Consider the following 16,498-nt stretch of genomic DNA (forward strand, 5'->3'; position numbering starts at 1 on the left):
ATGAATGTCTTTGGCGCTTACTCGCGTTATTACAACCTGTTCTACAAGGACAAGGACTATGCCGGTGAGGCGGCGTATGTCCATGAACTGATTCAAAAGCACCGCCCTGGCGCCAAAAGCGTGCTCGATCTGGGTTGCGGCACGGGAAAGCATGCCTTCCTGCTGGCGAAGAGGGGCCTTGAGGTGGCGGGGGTTGATCGGTCGGCGGAAATGCTCGCGGTCGCCAACTCTCAACACACAACCCTCAACCCTCAACAGGCCTCTCTCTCTTTTCATCAGGGGGATATAAGATCCATCCGCCTCGATCGCACCTTCGACACGGTGGTCTCTCTTTTCCACGTTATGAGCTATCAGACCAGCAACGACGATTTGAAGGGAGCCTTTGCAACGGCTCGCGAGCATCTCGAACCCGGTGGAGTCTTTATCTTCGACTGCTGGTATGGACCGGCGGTGCTGACCGACCGGCCCGTGGTCAGGGTCAAGCGCGTGGAAGATGAAGAAATTGCCGTAACGCGTATTGTTGAACCGGTCATGTTTGTTAATGACAATCTGGTGGAGACGAATTACCAGGTGCTCGTCAGGGATAAATCGACTGGTGCGGTGGAGGAATTGTACGAAACCCATCGCATGCGCTACTTGTTTCGACCGGAAATCGAGTTGCTCTTGCAGGAGTCAGGAATGACCATAATCGAAACCTCGGAATGGATGTCGGGCCGGCAGCCAGGTTTTGATACGTGGGGTGTCTGTTTTGCGGTGAGAAAATCATAAGTTGAGGTAACCGCCAGTGTTTAGCGCGCAACCAAAAAAACTTTTCAGGGTGATTCGATGAAAAAAATTGGTCTCTTTTTGGAAACAGAGCCTCATTTTGGCGGGACATTCCAGTACAACCAGAGCATGCTCGATGCGGTGGCCGCCTTGCCTCGCGATCAGTTCTCCGTGGTTGTCGGGTTTACGTCGGAAAAGTGGCGGGGCTATCTCACGCACTATGAAAATTTAAAGGCGGTTCAAATCCCGCGTGGATTTTGGGGGCGGATTTTCGGTCTTGCCTGGTTGCTGCTGCGGGTGCCGATGGGACCCTGGCGCAAGCTCTGCCCCTTATTTCATCCCATGGCTAAAGCTCTCTTGCGGGAGAACTGCGATCTCTGGATCTTTCCTTCCCAAGATATTCGTAGTTTTCAATTTCCAGTTCCGGCGCTTGTCAGTATCCTCGACCTGGTGCATCGTTACGACGGCAAGCAGTTTCCGGAGTCCGCGTCTACTTGGCAACTGCTGAACCGTGAACCAGGTTACGCCAACATGTGCAAGTGGGCCAAGGGGGTGCTAGTCGTTTCAGAAATCGACAAGCAGCAGGTCCTGGAATCGTATCACCCGCAAGAAGAGCGGGTTCATGTTCTTCCCATGGTGCCGCCGCGTTACATGTATACGCAGGAGGTTCCCGAGGACTTCAACACCAGGTACCCGCTTCCCCCGAAGTATCTCTTCTATCCGGCCCAGTTCTGGGAACACAAAAACCATAAGAACCTGGTCAGGGCCATTGCCGCCCTGAAAACGGAGCTTCCCGATCTCAGACTGGTGCTGGCCGGTTCAAAGAAAAATGCCTGGGATTCGGTTATGGCTCTGATTGAGGAGCTTGGCGTCACTGAGAACATCGTCATCCTTGGCTACGTTCCCGATGAGTACATGCCCGAGTTGTATCGCCGGGCGCGAGCTCTCATCTATGCTACCTATTTCGGCCCGTGCAATATCCCGCCGCTGGAGGCACTTGTCGTCGGCTGTCCGATGGCTATTTCCGAGGTGTCGTGCATGCCTGACCGGGTGGGCGACGCCACACTCACTTTCGACGCCGATTCCGTGGAGCAAATCATGGAGTGCATGCGACGCCTGTGGACCGATGACGGGTTATGCGCGGAGATGTCCGAGAAAGGGAAGGCGAAAGCGGCAATTTGGGATCAGGAGGCCTTTAATAAGGAGCTTAAACAGATCGTCGAAGAGATAGCATGAAAAAATCCGGGCATGCCTCACAAAGAAATTTTATGATCGATATCTTGTTGGCAACATATAACGGCGGAGCTTGGCTGGATGAGCAGATCGACAGCCTGCTGGCCCAGGATTTTCTTGATTGGCGATTGCTGGTCCGGGATGATGGATCAACTGATAACACGGTTGCCATTCTCAAGGCTTGGCAGTCACGCCTCGGTGACCAGCTCATAATCCTTGCCGATGACGGGAAAAATCTCGGTCCCGGCGGGAATTTCGCCAGACTGCTGGAAGCGAGTACGGCCGACTATATCATGTTCTGCGATCAGGACGATGTCTGGTTGCCGGGGAAAGTAAGTCTGACTCTGGCAAAGATGCATGAGTTGGAAGAAATCCATGGTGCAGAGACATCTTTGCTTGTGCATACCGACGTGCGGGTCGTTGATGAAAGCCTGAATGTTGTGGCGGATTCAGGTGATCGTTATCGGCGAATCGATCCGGAAAAAGGGAATGCTTTTAGCCGCCTGCTGTTACAGAATATCTCTACCGGCTGTACGGTTATGTTGAACAGGACGTTACGCGATCTGGCTCTGCCGATACCCGGTGCCGCCTTCATGCACGATCACTGGCTGAGTTTGGTTGCGTCATGTTTTGGGGACATTGCCTACCTGCCGACGCCAACGCTGTTGTATAGACAGCATGTCAAAAACAAGGTGGGTGCTCAGGTGTGGAACTTGGCTCACGTTGTGCGGTTGTTATTTCGGCTGCCAACCATTCGTCAGATGATGGTGGGCAACAGAATGCAGGCGAGCGCTTTTTACGAGTGCTACCATGCGATCCTGCAGGACAGAGACAGGGAATTGCTGGAAGCGTTCATCCACATGCCGGAGCATGGTTTGCTACAGAAGCGTCGCAACATCTTCAAATATGGCTTTTTCTATGCCGGGGCGATTAGAAATATTGGCTGGCTGGTGCTGTGCTGAACAAGATTTCCATCATCATCGTCAACTGGAATGGCCTCGTTCACCTGCCCGTCTGCCTCGACAGCCTCGCCGCTCAGACATTTCGTGACTTCGAGGTCATCCTGGTGGACAACGGCTCCGCTGACGGCTCGGTCGCCTTGGTGCAGCAAGGCTATCCCTGGGTGCGGTTGGTGCCTCTAAAGGAAAACACCGGTTTTGCCACCGGGAACAATGTTGGATTTGAACACGCTCGCGGCGAATACATCGTCGCTCTGAATAACGACACTCGCGTCGAGCCGGACTGGCTGGAAATTCTGGTCAGGGTTGCCGACTCCCATCCACAGGCCGGCATGGTCGGTTGCCGGATCTGTTCGTTCACTGATCCTGATATCATCGATTCGCTGGGCATTGGCATCTGTCGGGACGGGATGGCACGAGGGCGGTTTCGCAATCGACTATGGTCGTCGCTCCGTATGAATGCAGTCGAGGAAATTCTCCTCCCTAGTGCTTGTGCGGCCCTTTACAGACGCTCTATGATCGCTGAAACCGGCTTTTTCGACGATGATTTCTTTGCCTATGCCGAGGATACCGACCTCGGGTTGCGGGGGAGACTGGCCGGTTGGGACGCCGTGCTTGCCACTCGGGCCGTTGCCTATCACAAATATTCACAGACCGGCGGCGGGTTCTCTCCCTTCAAGGTGCACCTTGTCGAGAGGAACCACTACTGGGTGGCTCTGAAGGCCTTCCCCCTGAGGCACCTCATGACGCTTCCAATCTGCACTGCGGCTCGCTATTATGAACAACTTCGTGGTGTTGTGAGGGGGAAAGGTAGCGGAGGTGAGTTTCTGGCGAGCGGTGCGCGTGGGCAAATCATCAAAGCGCTTTTGCGAGGGATTAGTGACGCCATCTGCGGTGTTCCCCGCATGATGGGGAAACGTCGGCGGATCATGCGCACACGAAAAATTTCCATGCGCGAAATGGCAAAATTATTGCGTCAGCACCGCCTTACTTTTCGGGAGCTAATCGAAAATGACTGAGTTCACCCCTTTCGGGTCGTGGCGGCTATTTTCTCTTCTGTGCCGGGGAGGCTGGAAATAATGTCGAATTTATTCGTTTTTGACCGGATCCAGATCTTTTCTCTTATTTTCAGCTTGTTCATATTTGCCTTCATCTTCAGTTTGGTGAAGAACCGGCGGATCCGTGAGGAGTACTCCATCCTCTGGTTCGCTATGAGTTTCTTTTTCCTTTATCTTTCCCTCGACCGCTTCGGCATCGATCGCCTCGGTTCTCTGTTCGGCATCGCCTATCCCCCCAGCGTCCTTACCCTGATGACCACCGGCTTTACTTTTCTTCTCCTGATCCATCTGACCGTGGTCCTGACGAAACTCTCGGAACAGAACAAGGAGTTGATTCAGGAGATGGGGTTGTGGCGATGTTTGCCGGAAGAAAAGAGGGCCGAAATTCTGGTGATTGTGCCGGCCTATAACGAGGAGGAGAATATTTCCCGGGTGATCGACGACCTGGGAAGGCTGCAGGCTGTTGTTGATATTCTGGTTATCAACGACGGGTCAGTGGATAATACCTCTCGCGCAGCCCGTTCCGGTGGCCGGGCGAAAGTGGTCGATCTGCCGAAGAATCTCGGCATCGGCGGCGCCGTCCAGACGGGCTTCAAGTACGCTGCCCGCAACGACTACCAGATTGCCATCCAGTTCGACGGGGACGGCCAGCACCTGGCGGATGAAATTCCCAAACTGCTTCGAGTCCTTCAGGAGCAGGGCGTCAATATGGTCATCGGTTCCCGGTTTTTGGAAGAGCAGAGCGGCTACCGGTCGACCTTTATGCGGCGGATCGGGATCCGTCTCTTCCAGGCGGTCAATTCATTATTGATCGGCCAAATGGTGACGGATAATACTTCAGGATTCCGGGCTTACGATCGCCGGGCAATTGAGTTTCTCGCGCAAAACTACCCGGTCGATTATCCGGAACCGGAGGCGGTCATTCTCCTTGGTCGTAACGGCTTTTCGATGGCGGAAACCTTTACCCGGATGAATGAGCGGCAGGCCGGAACGTCCTCAATTGCCGGGTTCGGCAGCGCTTACTACATGGTCAAGGTCCTTCTGGCAATTTTGATGACGGCACTGCGCAAGCCGGTTGTCCAGAGAAGTGGAGGCAGGTAGGGATGGGCTTGAGTCGCAAAGGGAGCAAGGCAAAACGTCATAAACAGGAGTTGTTACGAAAACGTAACGATTTGCTGACAAATGATTGAGAAAACCTCCTCGTTTTTCTGGAAACTAAGGGGGGAGTCGGTTCGTTCCACGGAAAAAGTGGAGCAAACTGACTCCCCCCTTAGTTATTTTATTTTAAGCCTTCAGGGACGGGGACGGTTCACGCTTCACCGCTCCCGCGGTACTGCTTGCTGCGAGGCGAGATCGAGCAGGCCGGCATAATCAGGATTCCCCGGGTCGAGGCGCAGGGCAATTCGGAAATGGTCGGCGGCCAGGGCCGGTTTCCCTTGAGCCAGGTAGACGGTGCCGAGATTGACATGGGTCAGGGCATTCTCTGGGTTGCGGCGCAGGCTGGCCTGATACTGCTCAATGGCTTGTTCGAGGCGCCCCTGCTTCTGCAGGATCACCCCGAGGTTATTGTAGATTTGGGCATTGTCGGGATTGAGGAGCAGCGCCTGGTGGTAGGCCGCAACCGCCAACTCGAGCTTGCCGGCCGCGTCGTAGGCAACCGCGAGATTCATCCTCGCTTCGGCGTGGCCGGGATCGAGGCGGACGGCGGTTTGATATTCGCTGATCGCGTCTTCCACCAACCCCTGGCTGAAGAGAGCGGTGCCGAGATTGAAGCGGGCGGGAAAGTAGACGGGATTATCCCGTGCCGCCAGCCGGTACTGTTGTGCCGCTTCCTCGCTTTGACCTAATTTCTCCAGAGCGATGCCGAGGTTGGTGCGGGCAAGGGCGTATTTCGGCTGCAGCTGCAGGGCGATATGGAACTCGGCAATCGCCTGTTCTGTCAAGCCTTTACGATCAAAAGCCGCCCCGAGATTGTTGTGGGCCTCGACGTTGTCAGGATCGAGTTGCAGGGCGCGGTTGATGGAGCTAATGGCCGGCTCCGTCTGTCCTGCGCTCAGCAGCGCTTTGCCGAGGTTGTAATGGGGGCGGGGTTTGTTTGGTGATTTCTCCACGGTATCCTGCCAGAGCGCGACCTCATCTCTCCAGACCTGGTTGCGCTGCCAGCTGGCCGTGGCAAGAAGCAGAATCAGCACCGTCACGATTGACCAGAAGGTCTTTGGCGAAAGTTTCCGACCCAGCAGGGTCGCTGTCGTCGCCAAGGCCAGAAACGCGCCGCAGGAGGGGAGGTAAATGCGATGTTCGAAGATGATATCGCGAATCGGGATAAGACTCGATTCGACGGCCAGGGTGAGGAAGAACCAGAAGATGCCGAAGGCGACAAGTCGTGACTCGTGACGCGTGACGCGTGACTGGCTAAACCGGAAGCCATACAGATAGATGGCCAGCAGAAAAAGGGCTGCCAACAACAGAAACGAAAAAAAGACCGGCGGGGTGAAAAACGTGTGGTAGACGGTATAATCGTAATCAAGGTTCTGCTCGACGGGGAGAAAGAGCAGCCGGAGGTAGGTGGTAATGACTGTAAACTGGGTCAGGAGATAATCGAAGCGGGGGATGTGCGCGGTTTCCCGGGTGATGCGGTCGACATCGGCGAGCAGTTCTGCCAAAGGTTTATTGCTGCCGAGCAGGCTCAGGGGGACAATGGCGAGGGTCAGCAGCACCGGTATGCCGGCCAGCAATTTGGTCTTCAGGCTGGATGTGAAGAAGCTGAACTCGAAGAGAAGAATAGTCAGCGGCAGGGTGAAGGCCATCTCTTTGGTCTTCATCGCCAGAACCGCTGCCAGCAGGGAACCGGTAAAGAGCAGCAATGTCAAGAGCCGGGAAGCGGGAAGCGGGGATCGGGAATCGTCGACGCAGCGCAGGCGGCCGGCAATGTAAAGAACAAAGGACAACAGAAAAAAGAGAGTCGTCAACGATGTGAATCTTTGGACAATATAAGTGACGGCCTGAGTTTGCAGCGGATGGGCGACAAAGAGGAGCGCCGCCAGCAGGGCAATGCCGGTCGCGCGCGCGGCCAGGGTGCTTTGCCGCAGGTGGGGGGTACGAAACATCTGGCGGCAAAGGGTGTAAACCAGCAAGGCATTGACGAGGTGAATAACGAAATTGACGAGATGGTAGCCAAAGACATTGAGTCCGCCCCAGTGGTAGTTCAGGGCAAAGGAGAAGTAGCCGACGACCCGGCGCGGATTGTATCGGTAACCTTTGTTGTCGCCGAGAAAGTTGCCGAGATCCTTGATGATCGCATTGTCGACAATCGATGATTGGTCATCAAAAACAAAGGGGACATTGAAGGTGTTCCAGTAAGCATAAAGACCGACGACCAGGATGAGCAGCGCCGGCAGCAAAGGATGCTGCCAGGGGAGGCCGTGGAGAAAACCTTTGTTTGCCTCCTGCAAGGGAAAGGATGGTGACCCCCCGACGGGATTTCGGCTTTTTTTCCTGGCGTCGGCAGACGGTTTCATCGGCGTTCTCTCTCTGCTCTTGATTTTTCGGTTTGAAGGTTGCATGTGAAGAAACGGACACGTCGCGACCCCGGCCCTTGTTCGCGGCCGGATGATAGCACGAGTCGGTCGCTCCTTGAACAGGATGGTTTATTCTTCCTGGATTTTGTAAATTCAGTGTTGCCCTAAAGTTGACTTTTCTGGTTATTTTCCGTTATATTTATACTTGAGTTTTTTGCTAATTTCAAACGCTAAGAAGGCTATTCCGGCCATCATTCAACACTTTTCAAAGGATGAAAAAATCATGATTGCTTACAAGACATGGTTGTATCCGATTGTGCTTCTGACGGCACTTACTCTCAGCGCCTGCGGTGGTGGTGGCGGCAGCAGTGCCCCTGGCGGCGACGAAACGCCCCCGGTTTTCTCCTCCATTAATCCTGGTTACGAGGAGGAAGGGGTCAGTATCAATGCCAGCGTCACTGTGACTTTCAGTGAAAATCTCGACTGTACGGCACCTTATACGGTTGTTCTCACGCAAAATGGAAATTCGGTCGATGGGGAGCGGTCCTGTGACGGTTCGAGTATCACCTTTAAGCCGACTTCAGTGCTGGATCCGGGCACCCTCTATTCCATCACCGTTGCGGATGTTGCCGATGCCGCCGGTAATACTCTGGTGACACCTGTGGTCAGCAGTTTTACCTGTGCCGCCATCGATTCTGACCCTCCAACAGTAAAATCCACTGTTCCTGCCAATGATGCCAGCTTTGTGAATCCTCAGTTGGCAATCAGCGCCGTCTTCAATGAATCTCTTTCGTCTTCGACCATCAATGCTACCACCTTTAAAATCACCGGCCCTTCCGGGGGGAATGTCGCCGGGACGACCAGTTACGTAGATGCCACAAAAAAGGCCACTTTCACGCCGTCCAATGCCCTAATGGCGGGTAGCTATACGGCTACCCTGTCCACAGGCATCACCGATTTAGACGGGAATGCACTTCCGGCTTACTCCTGGAGCTTTACAGTTTCAACCGCGCCAATCTTGACCGCGCCGCCGTCTTTTTCCGCAAATTTTGTGGAAACAGCTTCTCCGCTTGGCCTGAAATTATATGTAACCCCTAATGCCTCTAAGATAAAAGTTTGTATGCTCCCAGTGCCCGCAGGGGCTACCCCACTAGTTATTAAAAAAGCGGCTGTGACGGTGGAACTGAATGCCTGTAGCGAGGTCACAACAAATAGCACTGGTGCTACAACTATTGATGTGAACGTCAATACGGCCGGTTTCCAAGGTGTTTTTTATCCGACCGTCGAGATGTGGAATTCTGGTTCTGTATCGGAATCTCCGGACACTTTCTATTCCTATCTTCCCCAGACTTCGCCGGTTTTTTATACTATAGGTGTAGGTTCTGGTGCAGTGGCTTCTACAGTACCTGTGCCTGTTGTGGTGGTGGGATCAGCACCTGATCTACAGATCAAGGTTACCAGTGTCACCCTTAATGGTACTGATCTGAGGATCGATTATGAGGTCAAAAATATCGGTACTGCTGTGTCAGGGGCTGCGAATATCGATTTCTTCCGCGATAGTGCTGCCGCACCGGTCGTGGGGCAGAACGGCGTCCGAACCACTGTGCCGGCCTTGGCCGTCAACTTGACTGAAAGTCAGTTTGTTGTCGTCCCGTTCGTGTCAGCCGTGCCCTCTGTTGTCTACGCGCTGGTTGACAGTTCAGGTGTTGTTATTGAGAGTGATGAAAGCAATAACGTCGCGACCTGGGTGAATCCGGAGGATCCGCAGAAAATTCCTTTCGTCAGCAGTAACGTGCCCCTGGCCATCCCCACTTTCGGCCCGGTCTCTTCCTCCCTGCAGGTCACGAGCGCTATCAACTCGCTACGCTATGTTGCCGTCAAGCTCGACATCACTCATCCCGTTGATCAAGAACTGACCCTCACCCTGATTTCGCCGGTCGGTACCGCCGTCATCCTCAGTAACAAGCGGGGTGGCACCGGTGATAATTACAGCGGCACACTATTCCATGACGGGGCTGCTATTGCCATTGCCGCTGGAACTCCCCCCTTCAATGGGGCGTTCTCTCCCGATATTCCTCTGGCTGCTCTGAACGGAGAGAACCCGAACGGTCTTTGGACACTGAAGGTTAATGATGACACAGAAGGTGATGGCGGAGTCCTGAACAGCTGGAGTCTGCGACTCTGGTAAATTCGTCAGGCGGGGCTTGATCAAGCTCCTTGCTTGCACTGCGCAACGGGGCAGGTGGCAACAACTGCCGCCTGCCCCGCTTTTTACTTGTAAAATGACCTTGTTTAACCTAAAAAGCATATCTGCGGCTAACTGCCGTTTCCAGGTTTAAAGGGATAGGAGGCACATGAGGCGTCTATTGCTGCTGGTTCTGATCGCTCTGCTGGCGACCCTGTTTGCCGGGTCGGCCTTTGCCGCCCCCGGAGTTTATGTTGCCGGCCGGGCTGGCGCCGCCACGCTGAAGTCACTGCAGATGGAGACCACCACGGTCGATTTTGATCCGGGATTTTTTACGGCCGGGGTGCTTGGTTTTGGTCTGGAGGAAGGTCGGCTGGAAGTGGAAGTCGCTTACCGGCAAAACACCATCGAGCAGATCGTTCTGGAAAAGGGCAATACCTTCGATCCGGGGGGTGATTTTTCCACCTTGAGCTTTATGCTGAATTCAATTGCCGACTATAACAGCGGCACGATCTTTAAGCCGTATATATTGGTCGGGGCTGGTGCGGCCAGTATTGCCTTTAATGAGGATCTCAGTCTGGGGCTCGGTTTAAAAGATTCCGAAGATCTCTTTTTTGTTTACCAGGCTGGTGCCGGAGTCGGCTATCCCGTGACCAAGAGGCTGACCCTCGATCTTGAATACCGTTACTTTGCGGCGCTGGATCCGAAGTTTGAGACCACGGCCGGGAGCGAGCTCAAGTTTGATTATGCCGTGCATAACGCTTCATTCGGGGTAAGATACGAATTTTGAATGCGAGGGGAGGGGAAAGGCGAGATTGCACAAGTCGGCCCTGATTTTTCTCTCTACCGCAGATAACGATCCCGCTCCGAATAGATACAGCCGCAGTACTGTTGCCGATAAAGCCCCATCGCTTTCGAGACGACAATCCCTTCCTGCCAGCCGCTGCGAAAATCTTCGTAAAGAAAATCGATTCCGTAATGCCGGCCGAGAGCTTCGCCGCTGGCGCGGATAGTCTCGTGTTGTTGATAGCGGGAATAAAGGAGCGAAGTCGAGTAGGCGTCAAAGCCGTGTTCGGCAGCATAGCGGGCGGTCTCATCGAGCCGGGAGTGATAACAGTAAGTGCAGCGCTTTGCCGGATCGGCGGCAACATTGGCGAGAAATTCGTCGAGGGCATAATCGTCGTTGCAGATGAGGGGCAACGCCACCTGTTCGGCGTATTGCCGGGCCGTGTCCAGGCGGCGGCGAAATTCCTGGTAGGGATGAATATTATGGTTATAGAAATAACCGCTGAGTTCCACCCCGCGCTCGCGCAAAGCTTTCACCGGAATAATGGCGCAATTGGCACAGCAGATATGCAGCAGAGTCTTCATTTTTTTCTCCCGGGAAAAAATACCACCCCCGCCCTGTCGGGCACCTCCTCCTGGAATCAGGAGGGGGAATTCAATGCACCCCCTCCTGATTCCAGGAGGGGGCCGGGGGGTGGTGCTTTCAAGTTAAAATGAAAAACCTCTGCCCGTCAAGTAACGTCTCACTAATCGGTGGCGTTACGTCTGGACAACCACCGCCCTTTTCCGTTATCTTGTCCGCTTAAAATACCCTACCGAAACGGAGGCACGCTTTGGGCCAACCGACAGATTACCGATATCTCCCTATTCCTGAAGAACTCCCTCTTCTCCCCTTGCGGGATGTTGTTGTCTTCCCCCACATGATCCTGCCGCTCTTTGTCGGCCGCGAGCGTTCGGTGGCAGCGGTCGAAGCTGCCCTGGCCGGTGATCGTCTCATCTTCCTGTCGTCACAGAAGGACGTCAACCAGGAAGATCCCGCGGTGGAGGATATCTACGACATCGGCGCGGTGGCGATGATCATGCGCATGCTCAAACTCCCCGACGGCCGCATCAAGGTGCTGGTGCAGGGGATCGGCAAGGCGCGCATGGGTGGAGTCGTGCAGCGCGAACCCTGTACAGTGGTACGCATTGAACGCCTCGCCGAAGCGCCCCTTGACGAAACCTCGGAGTTGGAGATTGCGGCGTTGATGCGCACGGTCCATGGTCTCCTCACCCAGCAACTCGACCTCGGCAAGGCCCTGTCGCCGGAGATCCTGGCGGTGGTGGAGAATATGGAGGATCCGAGCACCCTCGCCGATCTGGTGGCGAGCAGTATCGGCCTGAAGATTGCCGAAGCGCAGGAGTTGCTGGAGATCGTTTCGCCGGTCAAGCGCTTGCAGCGGGTCAAGGATCTTCTCGCCAAGGAACTGGAACTCCTCACCGTACAGAACCGTATCCAGAGCCAGGCCAAGGAGGAGATGGGGAAATCGCAGCGTGAATACTTTTTGCGTGAACAGCTGCGCGCCATCCAGACTGAACTCGGCGAGACCGACGTGCGCGCCGAAGATGTTGCCGAACTGCGCAAGAAGCTTGCCGCCGCCAGCCCACCGGAGGAGGCACGGACCGAAGCCGAGAAGCAGATTCGTCGACTCGAGACGATGCACCACGAAGCCGCCGAATATTCGATGCTCCGCACCTATCTCGACTGGCTGGTCGACCTCCCCTGGAGCAAGGGGACCAAGGATAATCTCGATCTCAAGAAGGCGCGCAAGGTCCTCGACGAGGATCACTTCAACCTCGAAAAGATCAAGGAGCGCATCCTCGAATTCCTCGCCGTCCGCAAACTCAAGAAGGATCACAAAGGGCCGGTCCTTTGTTTTGTCGGCCCGCCGGGGGTGGGGAAGACCTCCCTCGGCAAGTCGATCGCCCGGGCTTTGGGGCGCAAATTTGTCCGCATCTCTCTGGGCGGCGTGCGCGATGAAGCGGAAATTCGCGGTCACCGCCGTACCTATATCGGCGCTCTGCCGGGGAGGATTCTCCAGGGGATGAAGCAGGCCGGGACCAATAATCCGGTCTTCATGCTCGACGAGCTCGACAAAATCGGTGCGGATTTCCGCGGTGACCCCTCGGCGGCGCTCCTCGAACTTCTTGATCCCGAGCAGAATCACGCTTTCTCCGATCACTATATCAACCTCCCCTTTGATCTCTCCGGGGTCCTCTTTATCGCCACCGCCAATGTTCTTGACACCATCCCCTCGGCGCTGCGCGATCGTTTGGAAGTCATCCGCCTTTCCGGTTACTCCGCCGAAGAGAAGGTGGCGATTGCCGAACGTTTCCTCGTCCCCCGGCAACGCGAGGCCTGCGGCTTGAAGAAGAAGGATATGAACTTCTCGAAACGGGCGTTGCTGCGGATTATCACCGAATATACGGCGGAAGCCGGGCTGCGTAATCTCGAACGGGAGATCGGCGGCGTCGGTCGCAAGATTGCCCGCCGTTTCGCCGAAGGGAAGAAGGAACCCCTCCTGATCAGTGAAACGATGGTGCCGAAATTTCTCGGCGCCCCGCGTTACCTCCCCGAAGATGAGCGGAGTGTCAGTGAAGTCGGCCTCGCCACCGGTCTCGCCTGGACGGAAGTCGGCGGCGAAATCCTCCTCATCGAGGTCGGAACGATGAAAGGGAAGGGGGAGCTGATCCTCACCGGCCATCTCGGCGACGTGATGAAGGAGAGCGCTCAGGCGGCCCTCACCTACGCGCGGGCGCATGCTGTCGAGCTCGGCATCGCCCCGGAGATCTTCGAAACCCTTGCCCTGCACATTCACGTGCCGGCCGGCGCCATCCCCAAGGATGGCCCCTCGGCCGGAGTAACGATGGCCACCGCCTTGATCTCCTCCCTGTCCGGCCGCAAGGTGCGGGCGGATGTGGCAATGACCGGCGAGATTACTCTGCGTGGCAAGGTGCTGCCGATCGGCGGTCTCAAAGAGAAGATTCTGGCGGCGATTCGCGCTCAGGTGACGACGATCATCATTCCGCGGCAAAACAGCAAGGATCTCGAAGAGGTGCCGGCTCATGTGCGGCGTAAGGTCAAATTTGTCCTGGCAGCGACCATGGCCGATGTCCTGGCCGCTGCCCTGGAAGAGGCGCCGTGAGTCTGGGCGCTTGCGGTGAGTTCGGCCTGATCGAACGGATCCGCGCGCAGGTGGCGGGGCGGGACGATATCCTCATCGGCATCGGCGATGACTGTTGTGCAACGGTGCTGCCACCGGGTGAAGTCCTCCTCACCACCACCGATCTCCTTATCGAAGAGATCCATTTCCGCCGCGCCTGGACTGATCTCTTTGCTCTCGGCTGTAAGGCAGTGGCAGTCAATATCAGCGATATTGCTGCCATGGGGGGGACGCCACGAACTTTGAGTCTGGGGCTGGGCCTCCCTGCCGACCTGAGTCCGGAGGAATTCGATCAGCTCATTGCCGGTATTCTCAGTGCGGCCCGGGAGTACGGGGCGGTCCTCAGCGGTGGCGATACCTGCCGTTCTCCCGGCGGACTACTCCTTTCGGTTACCGTCCAGGGGAGCAGCAAGCCGGAGCAGATCCTGCGGCGTAGCGGTGCACGGGCCGGAGATCTCCTTTATGTCTCCGGTACGCTCGGCGACAGCGCCCTGGTGCTGCGTGAGCTTGTCGCCGGACGCACCCCCCCCGACGATCTCGCCGGCCGCCACCATCAGCCGCCCGCCCGCCTCCGCCTCGGTCAGGAACTGGCGCAGCGGCGGCTGGCGACCGCGTTGATCGATCTCTCCGACGGCCTGCGCGCCGATCTCGGGCATCTCCTGAAAGCTTCGATGGTCGGTGCCCGCGTTCACGCTGCATCACTTCCATTGTCGCCAACTTTTCGCACGGCGCTGGCGATCGAACCGGGCCTGCTTGATCTCGCCCTCGCCGGCGGCGAAGATTATGAACTCCTCTGGAGCGCCCCGCCCGCCGCCGCTCCAGCCCTCGCTGCTCTCGGCACTGAACTGGAGCTGCCCCTGACCTGTATCGGTGAAATTGTCGCCGGCGCGGGGTTGCATGTTGTCGCGGCTGACGGTGAGGAGATTATTTCCGCGAAAGTGGGCTATAATCATTTTTCAGGAGTTCTCGGTTGATGTCGGGAGCGCAATTCATTGCGCCCTGACATCACGCCCCAACATGAAAAATCAGACAGAGAATTTTCATAGATATGACCGCAATGGAAACAGACCACCCCTTTGTCGGCAGTGATTTCACGGACGAAGATTTTACGGCGATCGGCACCATCCTTGAAACCGCCGGCGGAGTGGCTATCGAACATTACAATGCGTCGTGTATCAAGCGTCGCATTGCCGCGCGTATTCGTGACCTGAAACTGTCGGGGGCGCAGCCTTATCTGGTGCTGCTGCGGGCTGACGCAGTTGAAGTGCATCGCCTGAGCGCACTCCTCTCCCTGCATGTCTCCGCCTTTTACCGTGATCCGCCGACCTTCGCGGCCCTGCGGCAGATTCTTTGCGAAGGGGCGCCGGCGCTGCCGCAACGCTGGTGGAGTGCCGGTTGTGCCGGCGGGGAAGAACCCTACACGCTGGCCCTCCTCGCTGCACAAATTCCGCAGCTTTGTGGCAAGGTGGAGATCGTTGCCAGCGATGTCAGCTCCGATATTCTCGAAAAGGCGCGGAGCGGAGCGGTGAAGGCCCCTCGCCTCAGTAATGTTTCGGCCGCGGAGCAGGCGTGCTGTTTTAATGCTGCCGGGCCCGGGTTCCAACTCCGGGAGGAGTTACGGAGGAGCGTGCAATTTTTTCAGCACGATCTCCTCAGCGCGGCGCCCTATCCGGCGGCCGATTTGATCCTGTGCCGTTATGTTCTCATGTACTTTAACGCCATGGATCAGGAGCAGGTTTTGGGTCGGTTTGCCGCGGCACTTCCCGTCGGCGGCCTGTTGGTGTTGGGGCGGACCGAGACTCTGCGGAATAGCGCCGGGTTCTTCGCTCCAATCAATGCACAAGAGCGGATTTATCAGCGGATCTAAACAAGGTAGGGGCACACCTATGTGTGTGCCCGCAGTCATAACCGGGTGGACAGCAGGTCCGCCCCTACCATAAATGAGACTTGTCATGAAGAAACATTTTTTGCTTGTGGTGTTGATCTTGAGTCTGCTCCTTCCGGCCCTTGCCGTTGCGGCCGATGTCGGACTGAAGGATGTCATCAAAGCCCTTGAAGTCCCCTTCCAGAGCGCCGGCAGCGGACAGGTACGTGACGTTCGTGCCGACTTTTTTCAAAAATCTCGGATCGCCGCCCTCGATCGCAGCCAGCGCGGGCGCGGGACGGTCTCTTTCCGTTTTGAGCCGGGCGATGACCGGCGCGCGCCGGTCGCCATGTTCAACTGGCAGTATCAGGAGCCGAGCGCGCAGGAGATCGTCAGTGATGGACGGACCATGTGGGTTTACCTTCCGGAGAGCCGGCAGGTGATCGAATCGGATCTCACTCTTGCCGGCAGTGGCGGGGCGGTCAATCCCGTCAACTTCCTTTCCGGTCTCGGCAACCTCTCCCGCGATTTCTCCATCACCTTTGCAAACCCCGATACCGACAGCGCCGGCCACTATATTCTCGACCTCCGTCCTCAACAGCCGTCACCGCTGATGCGTAATCTCCGGATTGTCGTCAATCGCGATGCCGTGCAGGCGCGGGCGAAGCGTTCGGATCGCTCCTATTTTCCGATCCTGTCGACCACGGTGACTGATCCGGGCGACAATCAAACAACCATCGAATTCAGCAATATCCGGGTGAATAGCGGCCTTTCCCGTGCCGATTTCCGTTTCACGCCGCCGCCGGGGGTCGAAGTGGTGAAGCCAACCCCGGGGATGAATATGGGTTTTTAGTCTCAAACCGTTTCACACGGATAACTTCGGATAGAATCTGATAAAAATCTGATTGAACAGAACAAAGGATTATC

The 16,498-nt window shown here is 56.1% G+C and carries 13 protein-coding genes; 11 read left to right on the forward strand and 2 right to left on the reverse strand.

Annotated features, from left to right (window positions below):
- From CVU69_05710 to CVU69_05730, 5 genes are read left to right on the forward strand one after another with little or no spacing between them, the layout of a single operon-like run.
- On the forward strand, positions 1 to 768 hold the full coding sequence (locus CVU69_05710) for an SAM-dependent methyltransferase (protein PKN12859.1): 768 nt from the start codon (positions 1 to 3) through the stop codon (positions 766 to 768).
- A gap of 57 nt (positions 769 to 825) precedes the next feature.
- The gene (locus CVU69_05715) at positions 826 to 2,001 is read left to right on the forward strand and encodes a glycosyltransferase family 1 protein (protein ID PKN12860.1); all 1,176 of its coding nucleotides are present in this window, start codon (positions 826 to 828) and stop codon (positions 1,999 to 2,001) included.
- Positions 1,998 to 2,960, forward strand: a complete 963-nt coding sequence (locus tag CVU69_05720; GenBank protein ID PKN12861.1) for a glycosyltransferase family 2 protein — start codon at positions 1,998 to 2,000, stop codon at positions 2,958 to 2,960. Before CVU69_05715 ends, CVU69_05720 begins: the two co-directional genes overlap by 4 nt.
- Complete coding sequence (locus tag CVU69_05725) at positions 2,942 to 3,976, forward strand: glycosyltransferase family 2 protein (GenBank protein ID PKN12862.1); 1,035 nt, start codon at positions 2,942 to 2,944, stop codon at positions 3,974 to 3,976. Before CVU69_05720 ends, CVU69_05725 begins: the two co-directional genes overlap by 19 nt.
- Positions 3,977 to 4,036: 60 nt before the next feature.
- Entirely contained in the window at positions 4,037 to 5,116 is a 1,080-nt protein-coding gene (locus tag CVU69_05730; protein PKN12863.1) for a DUF2304 domain-containing protein, read from the forward strand.
- A gap of 215 nt (positions 5,117 to 5,331) precedes the next feature.
- Here the strand turns inward: CVU69_05730 and CVU69_05735 are convergent, their stop codons facing one another.
- Entirely contained in the window at positions 5,332 to 7,578 is a 2,247-nt protein-coding gene (locus tag CVU69_05735; GenBank protein ID PKN12864.1) for a tetratricopeptide repeat-containing protein, read from the reverse strand.
- A 238-nt stretch (positions 7,579 to 7,816) separates the two neighbouring features.
- On the opposite strand from CVU69_05735, the gene CVU69_05740 reads away from it, so the two are divergent.
- Positions 7,817 to 9,721 (forward strand): hypothetical protein, encoded by a 1,905-nt coding sequence (locus CVU69_05740; protein ID PKN12865.1) that lies wholly within the window; start codon positions 7,817 to 7,819, stop codon positions 9,719 to 9,721.
- A gap of 166 nt (positions 9,722 to 9,887) precedes the next feature.
- Complete coding sequence (locus CVU69_05745; GenBank protein PKN12866.1) at positions 9,888 to 10,508, forward strand: hypothetical protein; 621 nt, start codon at positions 9,888 to 9,890, stop codon at positions 10,506 to 10,508.
- A 53-nt stretch (positions 10,509 to 10,561) separates the two neighbouring features.
- Here the strand turns inward: CVU69_05745 and CVU69_05750 are convergent, their stop codons facing one another.
- Positions 10,562 to 11,089 carry a hypothetical protein gene (locus CVU69_05750; GenBank protein ID PKN12867.1) on the reverse strand — a complete coding sequence of 176 codons (528 nt, stop codon included), beginning with the start codon at positions 11,087 to 11,089 and terminating at the stop codon, positions 10,562 to 10,564.
- A gap of 335 nt (positions 11,090 to 11,424) precedes the next feature.
- Between CVU69_05750 and lon the strand changes: the two genes are divergently transcribed.
- The 4 genes from lon (at position 11,425) to CVU69_05770 (ending at position 16,424) form a co-directional block, all read left to right on the forward strand.
- On the forward strand, positions 11,425 to 13,689 hold the full coding sequence (gene lon / locus CVU69_05755; GenBank protein ID PKN12904.1) for an endopeptidase La: 2,265 nt from the start codon (positions 11,425 to 11,427) through the stop codon (positions 13,687 to 13,689).
- Positions 13,686 to 14,681, forward strand: a complete 996-nt coding sequence (thiL, locus tag CVU69_05760; protein PKN12868.1) for a thiamine-phosphate kinase — start codon at positions 13,686 to 13,688, stop codon at positions 14,679 to 14,681. Before lon ends, thiL begins: the two co-directional genes overlap by 4 nt.
- A gap of 74 nt (positions 14,682 to 14,755) precedes the next feature.
- Complete coding sequence (locus CVU69_05765) at positions 14,756 to 15,574, forward strand: chemotaxis protein CheR (GenBank protein PKN12869.1); 819 nt, start codon at positions 14,756 to 14,758, stop codon at positions 15,572 to 15,574.
- A gap of 73 nt (positions 15,575 to 15,647) precedes the next feature.
- A complete protein-coding gene (locus CVU69_05770) occupies positions 15,648 to 16,424 on the forward strand; it encodes an outer membrane lipoprotein carrier protein LolA (protein ID PKN12870.1) in 777 nt (258 codons plus the stop codon).
- Positions 16,425 to 16,498 lie beyond the last annotated feature (74 nt).

This window comes from Deltaproteobacteria bacterium HGW-Deltaproteobacteria-4 (assembly GCA_002841765.1).
Classification (GTDB): Bacteria; Desulfobacterota; Desulfuromonadia; order Desulfuromonadales; family UBA2197; genus UBA2197.

Bases quoted from the DNA above. Each gene is read 5' to 3' on its own strand.
- CVU69_05710 (PKN12859.1), top strand. From the start codon at position 1: ATGAATGTCTTTGGCGCTTACTCGCGTTATTACAACCTGTTCTACAAG.
- CVU69_05715 (PKN12860.1), top strand. From the start codon at position 826: ATGAAAAAAATTGGTCTCTTTTTGGAAACAGAGCCTCATTTTGGCGGG.
- CVU69_05720 (PKN12861.1), top strand. From the start codon at position 1,998: ATGAAAAAATCCGGGCATGCCTCACAAAGAAATTTTATGATCGATATC.
- CVU69_05730 (PKN12863.1), top strand. From the start codon at position 4,037: ATGTCGAATTTATTCGTTTTTGACCGGATCCAGATCTTTTCTCTTATT.
- CVU69_05735 (PKN12864.1), bottom strand. From the start codon at position 7,578: ATGCAACCTTCAAACCGAAAAATCAAGAGCAGAGAGAGAACGCCGATG.
- CVU69_05740 (PKN12865.1), top strand. From the start codon at position 7,817: ATGATTGCTTACAAGACATGGTTGTATCCGATTGTGCTTCTGACGGCA.
- CVU69_05745 (PKN12866.1), top strand. From the start codon at position 9,888: ATGAGGCGTCTATTGCTGCTGGTTCTGATCGCTCTGCTGGCGACCCTG.
- CVU69_05750 (PKN12867.1), bottom strand. From the start codon at position 11,089: ATGAAGACTCTGCTGCATATCTGCTGTGCCAATTGCGCCATTATTCCG.
- lon (PKN12904.1), top strand. From the start codon at position 11,425: ATGATCCTGCCGCTCTTTGTCGGCCGCGAGCGTTCGGTGGCAGCGGTC.
- CVU69_05765 (PKN12869.1), top strand. From the start codon at position 14,756: ATGACCGCAATGGAAACAGACCACCCCTTTGTCGGCAGTGATTTCACG.
- CVU69_05770 (PKN12870.1), top strand. From the start codon at position 15,648: ATGAGACTTGTCATGAAGAAACATTTTTTGCTTGTGGTGTTGATCTTG.